The 14,755-nt window shown below is 65.6% G+C and carries 14 protein-coding genes; 8 read left to right on the forward strand and 6 right to left on the reverse strand.

From position 1 onward, the window contains the following. Positions 1 to 128 precede the first annotated feature (128 nt). The 6 genes from ASE48_RS11715 to ASE48_RS11740 form a co-directional block, all read right to left on the reverse strand. Positions 129 to 1,277 carry an acyl-CoA dehydrogenase family protein gene (locus tag ASE48_RS11715; RefSeq protein WP_057167265.1) on the reverse strand — a complete coding sequence of 383 codons (1,149 nt, stop codon included), beginning with the start codon at positions 1,275 to 1,277 and terminating at the stop codon, positions 129 to 131. A 15-nt stretch (positions 1,278 to 1,292) separates the two neighbouring features. Continuing rightward, positions 1,293 to 2,438 carry a thiolase family protein gene (locus ASE48_RS11720; protein ID WP_057167266.1) on the reverse strand — a complete coding sequence of 382 codons (1,146 nt, stop codon included), beginning with the start codon at positions 2,436 to 2,438 and terminating at the stop codon, positions 1,293 to 1,295. 5 nt (positions 2,439 to 2,443) lie between these two features. Further along, positions 2,444 to 3,235 carry an enoyl-CoA hydratase/isomerase family protein gene (locus ASE48_RS11725; protein WP_057167267.1) on the reverse strand — a complete coding sequence of 264 codons (792 nt, stop codon included), beginning with the start codon at positions 3,233 to 3,235 and terminating at the stop codon, positions 2,444 to 2,446. 31 nt (positions 3,236 to 3,266) lie between these two features. Then, on the reverse strand, positions 3,267 to 4,487 hold the full coding sequence (locus tag ASE48_RS11730; protein ID WP_057167268.1) for a CaiB/BaiF CoA transferase family protein: 1,221 nt from the start codon (positions 4,485 to 4,487) through the stop codon (positions 3,267 to 3,269). Positions 4,488 to 4,583: 96 nt separating this feature from the next. After that, positions 4,584 to 5,750: an acyl-CoA dehydrogenase family protein gene (locus ASE48_RS11735; RefSeq protein WP_057167269.1), complete on the reverse strand. Its 1,167-nt coding sequence runs from the start codon at positions 5,748 to 5,750 to the stop codon at positions 4,584 to 4,586. A gap of 86 nt (positions 5,751 to 5,836) precedes the next feature. After that, the gene (locus ASE48_RS11740; protein WP_057167270.1) at positions 5,837 to 7,135 is read right to left on the reverse strand and encodes an amidohydrolase family protein; all 1,299 of its coding nucleotides are present in this window, start codon (positions 7,133 to 7,135) and stop codon (positions 5,837 to 5,839) included. Positions 7,136 to 7,444: 309 nt separating this feature from the next. Here ASE48_RS11740 and ASE48_RS11745 point away from each other — a divergent pair, with 309 nt between their 5' ends. The 8 genes from ASE48_RS11745 (at position 7,445) to ASE48_RS11780 (ending at position 14,752) form a co-directional block, all read left to right on the forward strand. Next, positions 7,445 to 8,788, forward strand: a complete 1,344-nt coding sequence (locus ASE48_RS11745) for an aromatic ring-hydroxylating oxygenase subunit alpha (RefSeq protein WP_057167271.1) — start codon at positions 7,445 to 7,447, stop codon at positions 8,786 to 8,788. Further along, entirely contained in the window at positions 8,781 to 9,110 is a 330-nt protein-coding gene (locus ASE48_RS11750; RefSeq protein WP_057167272.1) for a hypothetical protein, read from the forward strand. The genes ASE48_RS11745 and ASE48_RS11750 overlap by 8 nt, the downstream gene beginning before the upstream one ends. A gap of 2 nt (positions 9,111 to 9,112) precedes the next feature. Next, on the forward strand, positions 9,113 to 10,348 hold the full coding sequence (locus ASE48_RS11755; RefSeq protein WP_057167273.1) for a metal-dependent hydrolase family protein: 1,236 nt from the start codon (positions 9,113 to 9,115) through the stop codon (positions 10,346 to 10,348). Continuing rightward, positions 10,326 to 10,766: a nuclear transport factor 2 family protein gene (locus ASE48_RS11760; RefSeq protein ID WP_057167274.1), complete on the forward strand. Its 441-nt coding sequence runs from the start codon at positions 10,326 to 10,328 to the stop codon at positions 10,764 to 10,766. Before ASE48_RS11755 ends, ASE48_RS11760 begins: the two co-directional genes overlap by 23 nt. Next, positions 10,763 to 11,884 (forward strand): acyl-CoA dehydrogenase family protein, encoded by a 1,122-nt coding sequence (locus tag ASE48_RS11765; protein WP_057167275.1) that lies wholly within the window; start codon positions 10,763 to 10,765, stop codon positions 11,882 to 11,884. The genes ASE48_RS11760 and ASE48_RS11765 overlap by 4 nt, the downstream gene beginning before the upstream one ends. A 2-nt stretch (positions 11,885 to 11,886) precedes the next feature. Beyond that, a complete protein-coding gene (locus tag ASE48_RS11770) occupies positions 11,887 to 12,687 on the forward strand; it encodes an acyl-CoA dehydrogenase family protein (RefSeq protein WP_200962133.1) in 801 nt (266 codons plus the stop codon). 266 nt (positions 12,688 to 12,953) lie between these two features. Further along, on the forward strand, positions 12,954 to 13,607 hold the full coding sequence (locus ASE48_RS11775; RefSeq protein ID WP_057167277.1) for a TetR/AcrR family transcriptional regulator: 654 nt from the start codon (positions 12,954 to 12,956) through the stop codon (positions 13,605 to 13,607). A gap of 299 nt (positions 13,608 to 13,906) precedes the next feature. Further along, on the forward strand, positions 13,907 to 14,752 hold the full coding sequence (locus ASE48_RS11780; RefSeq protein WP_057167278.1) for a mycofactocin-coupled SDR family oxidoreductase: 846 nt from the start codon (positions 13,907 to 13,909) through the stop codon (positions 14,750 to 14,752). Positions 14,753 to 14,755 lie beyond the last annotated feature (3 nt).

Below are 14,755 nucleotides of genomic sequence, written 5' to 3' on the forward strand. Positions count from 1 at the left end.
AACCTGACCAGGCTCCACCACGCCACCGGATAGCCCCGAGTCAGCAGCCACAGACGGCCAGCACCAAGAAACCGCCCAACCAATTCGCAACAGCCACTGGTTCCGACTGAAACTCCACAAACCGCGAGTCAGAGGCCGAGGGATTTGGCGATGATCACCTTCATGACCTCGCTGGTGCCCGCGTAGATGCGGGCCACCCGGGCATCGGTGTACAGCCGGGCGATCGGGTACTCCATCATGTAGCCGTAGCCGCCGAAGAGCTGCAGGCAGCGGTCGATCACCCGGGCCTGCATCTCGGTGCAGAACAGCTTCACCCGGGCCGCGTCCGGCGCGGACAGCTCACCGTCGACATGCAGTGTGACGGCCCGGTCCAGCATCGCCTGGGCGGCCTCCACCTCCGTCGAGCAGGCCGCCAGTTCGAACTTGGTGTTCTGGAACGACGCCACCGGCGTGCCGAACGCCTTGCGATCCTTGGTGTAGTCGATGGCCGCGGCGATCGCCGAGCGGGCCTGCGCCACCGAGCCCACCGCCACCGTCAGCCGCTCCTGGGCCAGGTTGTGGCCGAGGTAGCTGAACGCCTCCCCCACCTCGCCGAGCACATTGGCGGCGGGCACCCGGACGTCGACGAACGACAGCTCCGCGGTGTCCTGCACCTTGCAGCCCATCTTCTCCAGCTCCCGGCCGCGGGTGAACCCGGCCATCCCGTCCTCGACGACTAACAGGGTCAGACCCTTGCGCCGGTTGTCGGGATCGGTCGAGGTGCGCGCGACGACGACGACGAGGTCGGCCTGCATGCCGCCGGTGATGAAGGTCTTGGCGCCGTTGACGATCCAGTGATCGCCGTCCTGCACCGCGGTGGTGCGCATACCGGCCAGATCCGAACCGGTGCCGGGTTCGGTCATCGCCACCGCGGTGAGCAGCGTCCCGTCGGCCAGGCCCGGGAACCAGCGCTTACGCTGCTCCTCGTTCGCGTAGTGCAGGAAGTACGGCAGGATCACCTCGAGCTGGGTGCGCACCGTGGACAGCGTCACCAGAGCCTTGGCGGCCTCCTCCTGGAGCACCACGTTGTAGCGGTAGTCCGGACTGCCGCCGCCGCCGTACTCCTCGGGAATGGCGACGCCGAGCATGCCCAGGCTGCCCATCTTCTCGAACACCGCGCGCGGCATCCGGCCACCCTTTTCCCACTCCGGGTAGGCCGGCACCACTTCCTTCTCGACGAAATCGCGCGCGAGTTCGCGGAAAGCCTCGTGATCCTCGGTGAACAGATTGCGTTGCACGTGAAGCCCTTTCGACTAGAAGACGTACTCGACCAGGGTGGCGTTGGCGGTCCCGCCGCCCTCGCACATGGTCTGCAGCCCGTAGCGGATGCCGTTGGCGCGCATGTGATGGATCATCCGGGTCATCAGCACCGCACCGGAGGCGCCGAGCGGATGTCCGAGCGAGATGGCACCGCCCAGCGGGTTGAGCTTCGCCTCGTCCACTCCGGTTTCGGCCAGCCACGCCAGCGGCACCGGCGCGAACGCCTCGTTGACCTCGAAGACGCCGACATCGTCGATCCCGACGCCGGCCTTGTGCAGCACCTTCTCCGTCGCCGGGATGGGTCCGGTCAGCATCAGCACCGGGTCGGCTCCGGTGACGGCACCGGCGCGGTAGTACACCAGCGGGGTCAGGCCCAGGTTGAGCGCCTGATCGGCGGTCATCACCAGCAGTGCGGCCGCACCGTCGGAGATCTGTGAGGAGTTGCCGGCGTGGATGACGCCGTCCTCGGTGAAAGCCGGTTTGAGCCCGGCCAGCTTCTCGACCGTGGTGCCGCGCCGGATTCCCTCGTCATCGGTGATGACGTCATCGTCGGTGAAGACGGGCACGATCTGATCGATGAAGGCGCCGGCGTCCTGCGCCGCGGCGGCGCGGTCATGTGACTGCGCCGAGTACTCGTCGCAGCGCGCTCGCGACAGATCCCATTTCTGGCAGATCAGTTCCGCCGAGATGCCCTGGTTGAAGGAGAAATCGTCATAGCGGGCAAAGACTTTCGGGCCGTACGGCTGGCCGGTGGCGCGCGCCGCACCCAGTGGCACCCGGCTCATCACCTCGACACCACCTGCCACCACCACGTCCTGCTGACCGGACATGACGGCCTGCACCGCGAAGTCCAGCGCCTGCTGGCTGGACCCGCACGCCCGGTTGACCGTGGTGCCGGGGATGCTCTCCGGCCAGCCCGCGGCCAGCACCGAGTAGCGCCCGATATTGCTGGACTGATCGCCCACCTGGGACACACAGCCCCACACCACATCGTCGATCAGGGCCGGATCGACCCCGGTGCGCTCGACGAGTTCCTTGAGCACCACCGCGGACAGGTCGGCGGCGTGCTGGGCGGACAGTCCGCCGTTGCGTTTGCCCACCGGTGTGCGCACGGCTCCGACGATGACGGTTTCACGCATGGGCTCTACTCCTTAGTGGGCGGGACCGCCCAGGTTCCGGTGAATTCTGGTTCCCGTTTGGCGGCGAAGGCCGAATAGGCCTCCCCCGAGTCGGCGGTGGCGAAATTGCCGGGCTGCGCGCGGGCCTCGTTGGCCAGCGCCTCGGCGAAGGTGGCGGTGGCTCCGTCGTTGAGCAGCGCCTTGCTCTGCGACAGAGCGAACGGCGGTCCGTCGGCCAGCCGTTGCGCCAACCCGCCGACAAATCCGTCGATCGCATCGGCGTCCTGCACCCAGGTCACCAGCCCCAGCTCATGCGCCTCGGCGGCGTCGATCATATCGGCTAGCAGCACAAGACGTTTGGCCTGCTGCAGGCCGACGAGTTTGGGCAGCAGCCAGGATCCACCGAGATCGACCGACAGCCCACGCTTGGAGAAGATCTGGCAGAACTTCGACTCCGGGGTGGCCACCACCAGGTCGCAGCCCAGCGCCAGGTTCCAGCCGGCGCCGACCGCGACGCCGGTGACCTTGGCGATGGTCGGCACCGTCAGGTTGTGCAGCGCGAGGGCGACATCGGTGAGCCGCTGCAGCTTTCGCCGCGGATGGATGACCTCGCCGGTGCCGATGTCGGCGCCGGAACAGAACGCCCCGCCGGCACCGGTGAGCACCACCGCGCGTACCGAATCGTCGGTGTCGGCTGCGCGGAGCGCCGCCGCCAGTGCATGCCACAGTTCGACGTCGATGGCGTTCTTGCGGTGCGGCCGGTTCAGGGTCAGGGTGCGCACCCCGTCGCGGTCGTCGATCAGCAACACATCACTCATGCGCGATCCGCCTTCGGCTCCTCGCTGGTGCTCACGCGTACACCGGGCCGATCGCACCCTCACCGCGCAGGGCGGCCAATTCCTCGGCGGTGTACCCGAGTTCCCGCAGGACGTCGTCGGTGTGCTCCCCCAGGCCGGGTACCGCACCCATCCCCAACTCCAGACCGCTGACCACCGGTGGCGGCAGCAACGCGGCGATCTCGCCGTTGGGCGTGCCGACCTGCCGCCAGCGGTCCCGGGCCTTCAGATGCGGGTGCGCGATGACCTCGCTGGGCTTGTTGTAGCGCGAGTTGCCGATCCCGGCGGCATCGGCGATGCGCTGGATATCGTCGAGATCACGCTGTGTGCACCATGATTCGATGGCCGCGTTGAGCTCATCACGGTGCGCGCACCGCTCCGGGTTGGACGCGAACCGCGGGTCGTCGGCCAGGTCGGGGCGTTCGATGATCTCCCGGGCCAGCCGCTGCCATTCCCGGTCGTTGGTGGTGCCGAGCACCACCGTCTGCCCGTCACGGGTCCCGAACGAGCCATAGGGCGCGACGGCCGGAGAGCTCATACCGAGGGGCTCCTGATCGATCCCCGAGTGCTGGGTGTAGGTCAACTGGTAGCCCATGATGTCGGTCATGGTGTCGAACAGGCTGACCGCGACGGCCGGGGCGGCATCGGCGGCGCCGTTGCGCGCCCGGCCCAGCAGCAGCGCCATGATCGACAGTGCCGAATACAGGCCGGTGGTGATATCGGCGACCGGCGCACCGGGCTTGGCGGGCATCCCCGGATAGCCGGTGGCCGCGCACGATCCCGATTCCGCCTGCACCAGAAGGTCATACGCGCGCTTCTCGGACAGCGGGCCGCCCGGGCCGTAGCCGTCGATCTCGACCGGGATCACCTGCGGGTGCCGCGCCCGCAGGTCCGCGGGACCCAACCCGAGTCGCGCGGTCGCCCCGGGGGCGAGGTTGGACACGAACGCGTCGGCACCGGCGAGCAACCGGTGCAGCACGTCCATACCCGCAGGCGATTTCAGGTTCAGGGTCACCGATTGCTTACCCCGGTTCGCCCACACGAAGTGGGCGGCCAGGCCGTTCACCACATCGTCGTAGTCGCGGGCGAAATCCCCACCCTTGGGGTTCTCGATCTTGATCACCCGGGCGCCGAAGTCGGCGAGCACCCTGGTGCACATCGGCGCGGACACCGCCTGCTCCATGGCGATGACGGTGATGCCGGCCAACGGCAATGCCGGCCCGGTGGTGCTCATGAATATGATCCCCTCTGCCTGAACGCGAGATTGCCGTTATCACGACAAAGTGCGAGTGGACATGACGATAACCGCACCCTCGCGTGACTCTTCAGGTCAGTAGCTCTTGGGAAGGCCCAGGACATTGGCCGACAGGAAGTTCAGGATCATCTCCTGGCTGACCGGGGCGATCTTCATCAGGCGGGACTCCCGGAAGAACCGGGAGATGTTGTACTCCTCGGAGTAGCCCATCCCGCCGTGGGTCTGCAGCGCGCGGTCCGCGGCGTCGAACCCGGCATCGGCGCACAGGTACTTGGCCATGTTGGCCTCCCGTCCGCAGGACTGGCCGTTGTCATACAGCCAGGTGGCTTTGCGCAGGATCAGTTCGGCGGCGTCCAGGCGTGCCAGGGAGTCGGCCAGCGGGAACTGGATGCCCTGGTTTTTGCCGATCGGACGGTCGAACACCACCCGCTCGTTGGCGTATTTCACCGCGCGGTCCAGCGCCACCCTGCCGATGCCCAGGGCCTCGGCGGCGATCAGCATCCGCTCCGGATTGAGTCCGTGCAGGATGTAGGAGAAGCCCTTGCCCTCGTCACCGATGCGATCCTCGACGGGGATCCGCAGGTCGTCGATGAACACCTCGTTGGAGCTGACGGCGTTGCGGCCCATCTTCTTGATCGGCCGGATGTCGACGTGATCGCGGTCGATGTCGGTGAGGAACAGGGTCAGACCGTCGGTGGGCTTGGCGGCCTCGTCCCGCGGTGTGGTGCGAGTCAGCAGCAGGATCTTCTCCGACTCCAGCGCCTTGGAGATCCACACCTTGCGGCCGTTGACGACGTAGTGGTCGCCATCGCGCTTGGCGAAGGTGGTGATGCGCGAGGTGTCCAGTCCGGCACCGGGTTCGGTGACCCCGAAGCACACGTGCAGGTCGCCGTTGACGATGCGCGGCAGCGTCGCCTTTTTCATCTCCTCGGATCCGAAGACCACCACCGGTTGCATACCGAAGATCGACATGTGGATGGCGCTGGCGGCGTTCATGGCGCCACCGGAGCGGGCCACCTCCTCGGCGAGGATGGTGGCCTCGGTGATGCCCAGACCGTGCCCGCCGTACTCCTCCGGGATGGTCATGCCCAACCAGCCGCCGGCGGCGATCGCGTCGTAGAACTCGGTCGGGAACTCGTGCGCCTGGTCTTTTTCCATCCAGTAGTGATCGTCGAACCTGGACGCCAACTCGGCCACCGATTTGCGGATCAGCTGCTGATCCTCGGTCAGTTCGAAGTTCATTCCCTCAGACACAGTTCCTCCTCAGTCCGTGCACGCGACGGCACGGTGCAGGTGTTCCTGCACCGTCCGCCGAATACGCTCTCTGGCTAGTCTTGGACGCCGCTCACCGCGCGCGCGTTGGCGGTGAAGTCGGCGACCTCGGCGCCCGAGCGCTTGTCGTGCGAGCTCGACGCCTGGATCGAAATATCGTGCCCCTCGGCCTGTTTGCGCAGCGCGCCGACGGTGGCCTGTTCGCGCGGGATGTGCTTGAAGGGCTCGAAGTGATACAGCCGCATCGCGTTCTCGTGGGTGATCTTGTTGATCTCGTCGTCGGGAACGTCGTAGGTGTCGAACACCGCGTGCAGTTCCTCGGGGGCCCCGGGCCACATCGAGTCCGAGTGCGGGTAATCCATCTCCCAGCAGATGTTGTCCACGCCGATCATGTGGCGGTTCTTCACGCCGACCGGATCGGAGATGAAGCACGTCATGAAGTGCTCACGGAACACCTCCGAGGGCAACTTGCCGCCGAAGTCCTGATGCGTCCAGGTCGAATGCATCTCATAGGTGCGGTCCACCCGGTCCAGGAAATACGGGATCCACCCGGTGCCGCCCTCACTCAGGGCGATCTTCAGGTCCGGGTAGGCCTTGATCGGCGCCGACCACAGCAGATCCGCGGCGGCCTGCACGATGTTCATCGGCTGCAGGGTGATCATGACGTCCATCGGCGCATCGGGCGCGGTGATGGCCAGCCGGCCCGAGGATCCGATGTGCACGTTCATCACGGTGTCGGTGTCCACCAGCGCATCCCACAGCGGCTTCCAGTACTCCAGGTCGTGGAAGCTCGGATAGCCCAGCGCCGACGGGTTCTCGGTGAAGGTCAGCGAGTGCACGCCCTTTTTCGACACCCGCCGGATCTCCTGCGCGCACAACTCGGGATCCCAGATCGCCGGGATCGCCATCGGGATGAACCGGCCGGGATGCGAGGCGCACCAGTCATCGATGTGCCAGTCGTTGTAGGCCTGCACCAGTGCCATCGAGAATTCGGCGTCCTCGGTGGCGAACAGCCGCGCCGCGAAACCCGGGAACGAGGGGAAGTTCATCGTCGCCAGCACGCCGCCGGCGTTCATGTCCTTGACGCGTTCGGCGGCGTCGTAGCAGCCCTTGCGGATCTCATCGAGTCCGGTGGGCTCCAGGCCGTACTCCTCCTTGGGGCGGCCGGCGACCGCGTTGAGGGCCACGTTCGGGATCACCGTGTCGCGGAACTGCCAGGTGTCGGATCCGTCCGGGTTGTGCACCAACCGCGGCGCCTCGTCGACATATTTCGCCGGCAGGTGGTTCTTGAACATATCCGGCGGTTCGATGATGTGGTCATCGACGCTGATCAGAATCATGTCGTCTTGGTGCATGGGCCGTCCCTTCGGGGTTCCATCGTCGAACGCTGGAGATTCTCGATACATGCAAACTAACTTCTCACAGTACGAGAATCAACGTCCGAGAGCGTTCTCGGTGCCCCTGACCGCGTATTTCGGTCCTCGCCGCGGCCACGGGCAGGCTGATTCACGGGCGTCTTCATTGACCTTACGACCAAAGACTGGAAATCTGTTAGTCAGTTATGAGAATATGATTCTCGTACCGGAGAAGCCGCGGACATCAGCTGGACTTCCAGCCTGGCCGCGAGCGGCAGACCCGAACGAACACACCAGAGAGGTTGCACCGTGGCGTTTTTCCCCAAACCAGCAGCGGGAAGCTGGACCGAGAACTGGCCGGAACTCGGCACGGCACCGGTTGACTACACCGATTCCGTCGATCCCGAGCACTGGAAGCTGGAACAGCAGGCCATCTTCCGCAAGACCTGGCTGCACATGGGCCGGGTGGAACTGGTCCCCAAGAAGGGCCGCTACGTCACCCGCGAACTGCCGTCGGTCGGCCCCGGCGTGTCGATCATCATCGTCAACGACGGCGACGAGATCCGCGCCTTCTACAACCTGTGCCGTCACCGCGGCAACAAGCTGGTGTGGAACGACTACCCGAACGAAGAGGTCTCCGGAAGCTGCCGGCAGTTCGTCTGCAAGTACCACGCCTGGCGTTACGACCTGAAGGGCGATCTGACCTTCGTCCAGCAGGAGAGCGAGTTCTTCGACCTGGACAAGGCCGACTACCCGCTCAAGTCGGTGCGCTGCGAGGTCTGGGAAGGCTTCATCTTCGTCAACTTCGACGATGACGCGGTCTCGCTGGAGGAATACCTCGGCGAGTTCGGCGAGGGCCTCAAGGGCTACCCGTTCCACGAGATGACCGAGCACTACAGCTACCGCTCGGAGATCAAGGCGAACTGGAAGCTGTTCATCGACGCGTTCACCGAGTTCTACCACGCGCCGATCCTGCACATGAAGCAGGCGGAGAAGGAGGAGGCCGAGAAGCTGGCCAAGTTCGGCTTCGAGGCGCTGGCCTACGACATCAAGGACGACCACTCGATGGTGTCGTCGTGGGGCGGAATGTCGCCGCCGAAGGACATCAGCATGGTCAAGCCCATCGAGCAGATCCTGCACAGCGGGCTGTTCGGGCCGTGGGACCGGCCCGACATCGACGGCATCCTGCCCGAGGAGCTGCCGCCGGCCATCAACCCGGGACGGCACAAGACCTGGGGCACCGACTCTTTCGAGTTCTTCCCGAACTGGACGCTGCTGTTCTGGGTGCCGGGCTGGTACCTCACCTACAACTACTGGCCCACCGGCGTGGACAGCCACATCTTCGAGGCCGACCTGTACTTCGTGCCGCCGAAGAACCTGCGCGAACGCCTGTCGCAGGAGCTGGCCGCGGTGACGTTCAAGGAGTACGCGTTCCAGGACGCCAACACCCTCGAAGCCACCCAGTCCCAGATCGGCACGCGCGCCGTCACCGAATTCCCGCTGTGCGACCAGGAAATCCTGCTTCGCCACCTGCACATGACCGCGCACCAGTACGTTGACAGGTACAAGGCGAGCCTCGAAGAAAAGGCGGCCGACGCATCGGCAAACGGCGCCGCGGCCACGAAGACCGAGAAGGAATCAGCAAATGTCTAAGCTGCCCGAGGAATTCGCCGATCTGGAGCGGTTCGCCGAATGGTGCCTTCCCACCGAGGAAGAGCGTTACCAGAAGCGGCTCAATTCGACGATGGCCCAGATGCAGGAGCTCTACGACGCCGGCATGAAACGGCTCGAAGACATCATGGTCTACGTCGACGCCCGTTTCCCGCTGGCGTCGATGCCGGAGGACGCCAAGGCACTGGTGCACCTGGGCCAGTCGATCGTCATGGTGAGCTTCCCCATCGAGGTGTGGAAGCAACCGCGCGTGCTCGACAGCGGCGCGGCCTATATCAACCTCATCAAGGAGCCGGTGGTCTAGGCGTGTCAGACGTACTGACCCTCAAAGCCGCGGGTCTGGTCGACGTCGATGCCGGGGCGATCATTCGCCCCGGCATCGTTCGTGTCTCCGGAGACCGCATCGTGGGCATCGGCGGGGAACCCGAGGGCGAGGTCATCGATCTCGGCGACGCCATCCTGTTGCCCGGGCTGATGGACATGGAAGTCAATCTGCTCATGGGCGGGCGCGGGGAGAACCCCGGCCTGTCCCAGGTCCAGGACGATCCGCCGACCCGGGTGCTGCGCGCGGTGGGCAATGCCCGGCGCACGCTGCACGCCGGGTTCACCACCGTGCGCAACCTCGGTCTGTTCGTCAAGACCGGCGGCTATCTGCTGGACGTGGCGCTGGGCAAGGCCATCGACGCCGGCTGGGTGGAGGGACCACGGGTGATCCCCGCCGGTCATGCCATCACTCCCACCGGTGGCCATCTGGACCCGACCATGTTCGCCGCATTCATGCCCGGAGCACTGGAACTCACCGTCGAGGAGGGTATCGCCAACGGCGTCGATGAGATCCGCAAGGCGGTGCGCTACCAGATCAAGCACGGCGCCCAGCTGATCAAGGTCTGCGTCTCGGGCGGCGTCATGTCGCTGACCGGTGAGGCCGGCGCCCAGCACTATTCGGACGAGGAATTGCGCGCCATCGTCGACGAGGCGCATCGCCGCGGTCTGCGGGTCGCCGCGCACACCCACGGCGCCGAGGCCGTCAAGCATGCGGTGGCATGCGGTATCGACTGCATCGAGCACGGCTTCCTGATGGACGACGAGGCCATTCAGGCGCTGGTCGACAATGACCGCTTCCTGGTGACCACCCGCCGGCTGGCCCAGGCCATGGACGTCTCCAAGGCACCAAAAGTCCTGCAGGACAAGGCTGCCATCATGTTTCCGAAAGCGGAGACGTCGATCAAGGCGGCGTATGAGGCCGGCGTCAAGATCGCCGTCGGCACCGATGCCCCGGCCATCCCGCACGGTAAGAACGCCGACGAACTGGTCACCCTGGTGGAATGGGGAATGCCCCCCGCCGCGGTGCTGCGGTCGGCAACCATCATCGCCGCCGACTTGATCAACTCCACCGACCGGGGACGGCTGGCCGAAGGGTTGCTGGCCGACATCATCGCGGTGCCCGGCAACCCCCTCGAGGACATCACCGTTACACGGAATGTCACATTTGTAATGAAGGGCGGTAAGGTCTACAAGAATGAGTACGCCGATGGCTCCTAGCCGAACTGACGACCTGGTGGAAATCCAGCAGCTGCTGGCCAAATACGCGGTCACCATCACCCAGGGTGACATCGAGGGCCTGGTCAGCGTCTTCACTCCCGACGGCACCTACAGTGCCTTCGGTGAAACCTATGCGCTGGAACGATTTCCGGTCCTGGTCGACGCCGCCCCCAAGGGACTGTTCATGACGGGCACCGCACTGGTCGATCTCGTCGAGGGCAGCGACGACGCCACCGGCACCCAGCCGCTGTGCTTCATCGAGCACTCCGCTCATGACATGCGGATCGGGTACTACCGGGACACCTACGTACGCACCGGGGACGGCTGGCGTCTGCGCACGCGTGCCATGACCTTCATCCGGCGCAACGGTGATCACGACCACGGCAAGCCGCATGCCATCGGACGGCCCTCGGCATGAGCGAGCTCTACGATCCGGCGAGATTTCGCACGGCGCTTCCGGACTGGCTCGCCGAGCATGACCTGACGCCACCGGAAGACCATTCGCTCGAAGGCCACATGCGCCAGTTCGCCCGGGTGCAGAAAGCACTGTACGACGGCGGCTGGAGCCGGTACGGCTGGCCCGAACACGCCGGCGGCCTCGGGGGTCCGGCCATCCTGCGGGCGCTTGTCGGCGAGGAGATCGTGGGCCGCCGGCTTGCCGAGCCAGGACCCTACTCGATGCTCGAGGTGCTGGCACCCACCATGATCGACTACGCCACACCGGAACTCGCCGCCGAGATGGTGCCCAAGCTGCTGTCCGGCGAGGAGCAGTGGTGCCAGGGATTCTCCGAACCCGGGTCGGGCAGCGACCTGGCGTCACTGACCACCAAGGCCGTGCAGAAGGGTGACCAGTGGGTCATCAACGGCCAGAAGGTGTGGACGAGTTTTGCGCAGTTCTCGCACCGCTGCATCCTGCTCACCCGCACCGGCGAGGGGCACGCAGGCATCACCGCGTTCTTCATCGACATGGACACGCCGGGGATCAGCGTGCGTCCGTTGCGCACCATGCACGGCGTCGACGAGTTCTGCGAGGTCTACTTCGATGATGTCGTCGTCGACGCGAGCCGCATGCTGGGCAAGCCCGGTGACGGCTGGCAGCTCGCCATGGACCTGTTGCCCTACGAGCGATCCACCTGCTTCTGGCAGCGCATCGCCTACCTCTACTCACGTTTCGATGCGCTGATCAATGATCTGAAGGAGATCGGGCAGTCCAGCCCGAAGGACATCGACGCGGATATGGGCGAGGCGTACCTGGCCCTGCACACCCTGCGGTGCCGGTCCCGTGCCACCCAGCACCGGCTGGGCGAGGGCGAGAAGCTCGGTCCGGACACCTCGATCGACAAGGTGCTGCTCGCGACCGCCGAGCAGCGCCTCTACGACACCGTGCACGACCTGCTGCCCGGTGTCATCGAACTCGATGACACCGAGTGGCGCACCGAATACCTGTACTCACGGTCGGCCACCATCTACGGGGGCACCGCCGAAGTGCAACGCAACATCATTGCCCGCCGCCTGCTCGATCTCGGGAAGGAGTGACGATGGATCGCGAGTCACTCGAGATGCTTGAGGCATCCTTGCGCAAGACCATGCTGTCGGCGTCGGGTCCGGATCTGGACGCGGCGCTGACCGAACTGGGCTGGGCCGAGATGCTGGCCGACGCGCCGGACCTGGCGATCCCGCTGGTGTTCCGGCTGCTCGGCGAAACGGGTTCGCACGCCTCGGTTCTCGTCGATGTCGTCCTGCATGCCACCGGCAACACCATCGGCGACACCGTGGAACTGCCGATCCCTTACGCGGGTAACGGCTGGGTGGTGTGGGACCGCATCAGTGCGGTCAGCGCCGAGCCGACGATGGGCGGGCTCCCACTGCGCCGCGAGGAGGACGGTTACCCGATCCGGGTGACCGAGGCCCGCCGCGCGGTCAGCTGGTGGCTGATCGGATCAGCCCGGGCGATGCTCGCACTGGCGCGCCAACACGCGCTGGACCGCGTTCAGTTCGGAAAGCCGATCGCATCATTTCAGGCAGTGCGGCATCGACTGGCCGACACCTTGGTGGCCATCGAGGGCGCCGAGGCGACACTGACCCTGCCGAGCGCGGACAACCCCGACCTGCTCGCCCTGCTGGCCAAGGCCGCCGCGGGCAGGGCCGCGCTGACTGCGGCCAAGCACTGCCAGCAGGTGCTCGGCGGTATCGGCTTCACCGAGGAGCACGAGTTGCAGCACCACGTGAAGCGGGCGCTGGTGCTCGACGGACTGCTGGGCAGTTCACGCGAACTCACCAAGAAAGCGGGTGCGGGATTGCGGGCCCGCGGCTCGGCACCCCGACTCGCGCAGCTGTAGCGCGAATTCACCGACGAAACTACGGTCATTGCTGGTTGGAGGCTGTTTTTCCGGCAATCGCCGTAGTTTCGGCGCGCCCTCATTAAGGGAAAGCCGGTTTTCCGGTAGGCCTTCTGAAAAGACGAAAATGAGAATAGTATTCTCGTCATGAGGAAGCTAGAGTCTCCGACACGTACGTCGCGAGGGGGTGGAGCACGGCAATGCCCAGGCATTCTCCGGTACAGTCCATTCATGTCCTTCCCAGTCGGCACGCAGCTGAGGCGCCGGTGACCACCGCAAGCGAAGAACCTGCCTGGAAGCAGCGCGCGGTCGAGCGCTCGATCAAAACCGCCAAACTGCGGGCCGCTCAGCGGGTTCAGCGATTCCTGGATGCCGCCCAGTCGATCATCATCGAGAAGGGCAGCACGGACTTCACCGTGCAAGAGGTCGTCGACCGCTCCCGCCAGTCACTGCGCAGCTTCTACCTGCAGTTCGACGGTAAACACGAGCTGCTGCTCGCACTCTTTGAGGACGCACTCAGCCGATCCGCGGACCAGATCCGGGCTGCCGTCGCCGGCCATACCGATCCGATCGAGCGGCTCAAGGTCGCCATCGAGCTCCTCTTCGAATCCTCCCGGCCCGACCCGACGGCGAAGCGTCCGCTGTTCACCGACTTCGCCCCCCGACTGCTGGTGTCGCACCCTTCCGAGGTCAAGGTGGCGCACGCCCCACTGGTGGTGCTGCTCACCGAACTCATGGAGGAAGCCGCCGAAGCGGGTCAGTTGCGGCCCGGCCTCAATCCGCGCCGGATGGCCGCGATGACGATGCAGACCGTGATGTTCGTCGCACAGTCCAGCGGTAGCGAGGACGTCGCCGTCAAGCCGATCTCGGCGCAGGAAGTGTGGGACTTCGTCGCTCACGGCTTCACCACCGAAGACTGAGAATCCCGTTCTCGCGGGTGTGTCTCCCGCCCCGGCACGACGCCGGTGCTTCTTATCGCGCCCCGCTGCGAACGCCCGCATCGATCCGACCCTCCGGTGCGCTCCGACATCAAGGACACCCCGCCGCCCGACCCGCTCTCCCGGTGCCGGATTCTGCGCGACGCTCCGTGTCGAGAACCCAATTCTTCTAAGCGAAGAGTACAAATATCCCGATTTGAGTCTGTCATTGACACAGGTGCCACCCGGTGAAAGAGTGCTGAGCAAGTGCACAAAAAGTACTCCGAGGAATTGAGGACCACATGGCAGGGCGGGTAGAAGGCAAAGTCGCATTCGTCACCGGTGCGGCACGCGGGCAGGGCCGCAGCCACGCCGTTCGGCTGGCCGAAGAGGGCGCCGACATCATCGCGATCGATATCGCCGGACCGATCCGGCCCGGCGTCGAGACCGCCATTCCGGCCTCCACCCCCGACGATCTCGCCGAGACCGCCAACCTGGTGAAGGGCCTCAATCGCCGCATCGTCACCGCCGAGGTCGACGTCCGTGACGCCGCTGCACTCAAGGCGGCCGTCGACAGCGGTGTGGAGCAACTCGGACGGCTGGACATCGTGGTGGCCAACGCCGGCATCGGCAACGGTGGCGACCCCCTGCACGAGACCAGTGAGCTCGACTGGGACGAGATGATCGACATCAACCTGTCCGGTGTGTGGAAGTCGGTGAAAGCCGCTGTGCCGCATATCATCAACGGCGGCCGAGGCGGCTCCATCATCCTGACCAGCTCGGTCGGCGGACTGAAGGCCTACCCGCACTGCGGCAACTACGTGTCGGCCAAGCACGGTGTGGTGGGCCTGATGCGCGGTTTCGCCGTCGAACTCGGCCATCACAACATCCGCGCCAACACTGTGCATCCCACCCACGTCAACACCGACATGCTGCACAACGAAGGCACCTTCAAGATGTTCCGGCCGGACCTGGAAAACCCGGGCCCCGACGATATGGCGCCGATCTGCCAGATGTTCCACACGCTGCCGATCCCGTGGGTCAACGCCGTGGACATCAGCAATGCGGTGCTGTTTCTGGCCTCCGACGAGGCGCGTTACATCACCGGTGTCACGCTGCCGGTCGACGCCGGTAGCTGCCTGAAGTAACCG

The sequence above is a fragment of the Mycobacterium sp. Root265 genome, from assembly GCF_001428895.1.
Classification (GTDB): domain Bacteria; phylum Actinomycetota; class Actinomycetes; order Mycobacteriales; family Mycobacteriaceae; genus Mycobacterium.